The organism is Flavitalea antarctica (assembly GCF_054461535.1).
Genome location: NZ_JBTLQG010000081.1, coordinates 1 through 3,245 on the forward strand (window position 1 = coordinate 1; position 3,245 = coordinate 3,245).

Below are 3,245 nucleotides of genomic sequence, written 5' to 3' on the forward strand. Positions count from 1 at the left end.
CTTGATACCGAGGGCTGCGAATTTTCGCTGGATCCAGTATCCAAACTTGCCGCTTTCATACGCACAGATGTAGGAGGCTCCGGGAAACGCTTTTACGAGGTAATGAAAGAGCGCTTCGGGTGCCGGTGGTTGATGGATGTTCCGGATAAAAAGGTCACCAAGAAAGATGGCAGCATTCCAGCTGCGTTTGTGTACATCGAGGCCGACAAAAATGGCCCGATTTTCAAAATTGGCTGTAACTTTATTCATGGCGTTTAGTGTTGATTAACTTATAAAGTTAGTGTAGCGGTCTGCCTGGCAGATTGACTACTGTCACACTAAACGTCATCTTCTATATAGCATAAGGGCTTGGCAAAAGCGGGCGGCCAGTAACGTGTGGAACAAAACACCAAGCTATGCCCGCCTTCGCCAATACTACCACGTTATGTGCAAGCTAACAGCAACCCTAAATTAGTAAAGAGAGAATTTGCAGCTATTTAATCAAAAAATCTCCAAGGATCATGAGCAGAAGAGTCATTTTTGCTTGCCACTATATCTTACGCTAATTTTCATTGTTTTATCATTCGTCCCGATCATACAAATTTATATTTTGATGTTGGATGGCGCATTGATCTCCGTAATTGATAGAGAACTCAGTAACGCGCATCCAAGGAAAATATTAACTGCGAACTTACTCGCCAATTTATTGCCGACTGCTATTGTTTTGTTTGTGTTCTATAAAGCAAACGCGAAAACCATAAGAGTCTTTGCCGCTATCCTGGCGATGATTTTGATGACAGCTTTTTTCTTCTTTCTTGGAGAGGAGAATGACAGTGATCCGTACTTTCTAAAATTTGTCCTTTTGGCAATTATAAGCGGCTCGATCTTGACGTTTGTTGCGTTTTTAAGTTATAAAAAAAAATTCAAGTCATAGCCGTTTGTATCAATCGCCTGCACATAACATGGTATTGGCAAAAGCGGGCGGGCCAGTTACATATCGAACAAAATACCGGGCTATGCCCGCCTTCGCCAATACTTCCACGTTGGCTGTAATTAGGCTACACACTTATTTTTCAAAAGTTAATTGAAGATATTTCATTTCGTTTATAGCATTTCTTGTGATCAAATTACTTTTCCTTTTTGCAATAAGTATTTTAGTCTCGAGTTCCAAAGCTCAAGACTATAAGTTTTCGTTCAAAGCATATATTGATGACTCACTTTCGATTGGTGATACTGTCTTTTTTTCTGCACGATTTATTGAATGTGGCGAGTTTGGAGGGAATAAGGAGGTTGTGAAAGTATATAAACAGAATGAAAAGACACTGGTCACAGTGTCGAAATATCAAGCTGATTGTAAAAGGATCAGTCGCCAAGGAATAGTACCGCTTATCGAAATGTTTTCCGAAACCAGGACCCTTGAGACGCGGTTAATTGAGGCCATAGAGGGTTATACCAATACGTTACAATTGTATAAGTCAAATCCTGACCAAATGCCTCACCTTGGAAATGTATTTAAAGTGTACACCTCTTTAAAATTTAATCACATTTACCATTATACTCTGGATGAATCGCTTACTCTCGCTCACTCGATAATGGTAAGAGAACTGTTGCATTAACTACAGCCAACATGGTATTGGCAAAAGCGGGCAGCCAGTGTCATGATGAACAAAACACCAAGTGATGCCCGCCTTCGCCAATACTTCCACGTTAGCCAACATTGCCGATGATCGCTAGAGTCGTGATTAGGCCCGCAGTTGTGCCAGTCCGGACGTCGAAGGGAAGGCTACTGCATCAAAATTATTACAGAGAAATAAACGATAAATTATGAGTGCCAGGTGAGCCGCGCGCTTCGGCGTGGTAAGCTTGATTGCCAAAGCCGAAGCGCGCGGCTCACCCAGCAAAGTTAGCGGGTAAATTTTTAAAAGTTGGTGATCGGGCGACGTATTAAAATCATTAACCCGTGGTATTTTCACCGCAGCCAACCCAACGACAAAGATTAATTAAGTTGGATCGTGTTGGTCCGTCCAGGGCAGGAAAAATAACTTCGTCAATCGGATATTGACAAAATTATTTTTCCTTCACAACTGCTTAGCTGTTGCTGATCATCGGCAACGTCGGCTAACAGGGTATTGCCAAAAGCGGCCATTAACATTCATGAAATTTAAAAATACCTTCGGGCCGCCTTCGGCAATACCCATCACGTTAGCGGCAATCCAATGGATAAAATTAAATCAGCGCTTTTCATATGTTTGCTACTCTGCGGCTCTTGTGGAGATTCCCCTACTGTTATATCAATTGAAGAAAACGACACTTCTCGCATATTGAAGGAATCGATAAGGCATGGATTATCTGATCGCTACATGCCTGAGGCTTCAGCGTTGCACATAAAGTATAGATTCGGAGACTCAATCTTATTGACTTCTGATAAGTTTCCTTTAGATCTTCTGCCTTCGCAAGTAGACGCTCATTTTTTCAAAAAATTGTCGTTCACTGAGCTTTGCAATATGATCCAAGCTGACAGCTTGAATGAGGAAGCACCAAACATTCTGGTTATATATGACATCGAGAAAAATGATACCGGATATTCAGTACTGCTGGGGAGTCGCAGTTGTATAAAGTTTGGCGGTGGTGGTACCCTCAGTTTGGACTTTCAAAAGGTTGCTGATTCTTTGATCGTTGTCGGTAGACATGCAAGCTCTAAAAATTAATAAGGTGTTGTTTATTCTAAATTAAGCCGATACTCGCACATCTTTAGGTTTTGCTATTTGTAGCGCTTTGTTGACTAGATAACTAAAATTGATGAAGTGACCGTTCATAAACGCGAAATGACTGCCGCTAACATGGTATTGGCAAAAGCGGGCGGCCAGTTACATGTGGAACAAAACATCAAGCTATGCCCGCCTTCGCCAATACTTCCACGTTAGCCGAAACCTTGTCGTAATAAATAGTAAACTCATTAATTTTATGGATAAGGACTCAAAAGAAAATGGTCAGAATAATGCTTCGGAGCTCGCAGAGTTTGGTGAAAGCATCATTTCGGATTTAGATTATTGGGCACAGTATGGAATAGACTTTGTTAGGAATTCTGAGCCGACTCAACCGTTTGTCCGAGATAATGATTTAAGTAGGACTGATAAGTATTTTCGGAATTCTTTTTCGAATCTTGACGATACCACGAAAGATGCTATATGAGATGGTCCAGTTTTCCCGGACACGAAATTCCAATAACTTTGACACGATATGGAATCGAGAAAAAACAAGCGGGG

Annotated in this window: 2 protein-coding genes; one reads left to right on the top strand and one right to left on the bottom strand. The window is 41.4% G+C overall.

Features of this window, described 5'->3' with window-relative positions; all coding sequences use genetic code 11:
• Positions 1-249: hypothetical protein (locus ACX0G7_RS27245; RefSeq protein WP_458926708.1), on the bottom strand; the 249-nt coding region annotated here is incomplete at its 3' end.
• 1,946 nt (positions 250-2,195) lie between these two features.
• Here ACX0G7_RS27245 and ACX0G7_RS27250 point away from each other — a divergent pair.
• Positions 2,196-2,687, top strand: a complete 492-nt coding sequence (locus ACX0G7_RS27250; protein WP_458926709.1) for a hypothetical protein — start codon at positions 2,196-2,198, stop codon at positions 2,685-2,687.
• The last annotated feature ends 558 nt before the right edge of the window (positions 2,688-3,245 follow it).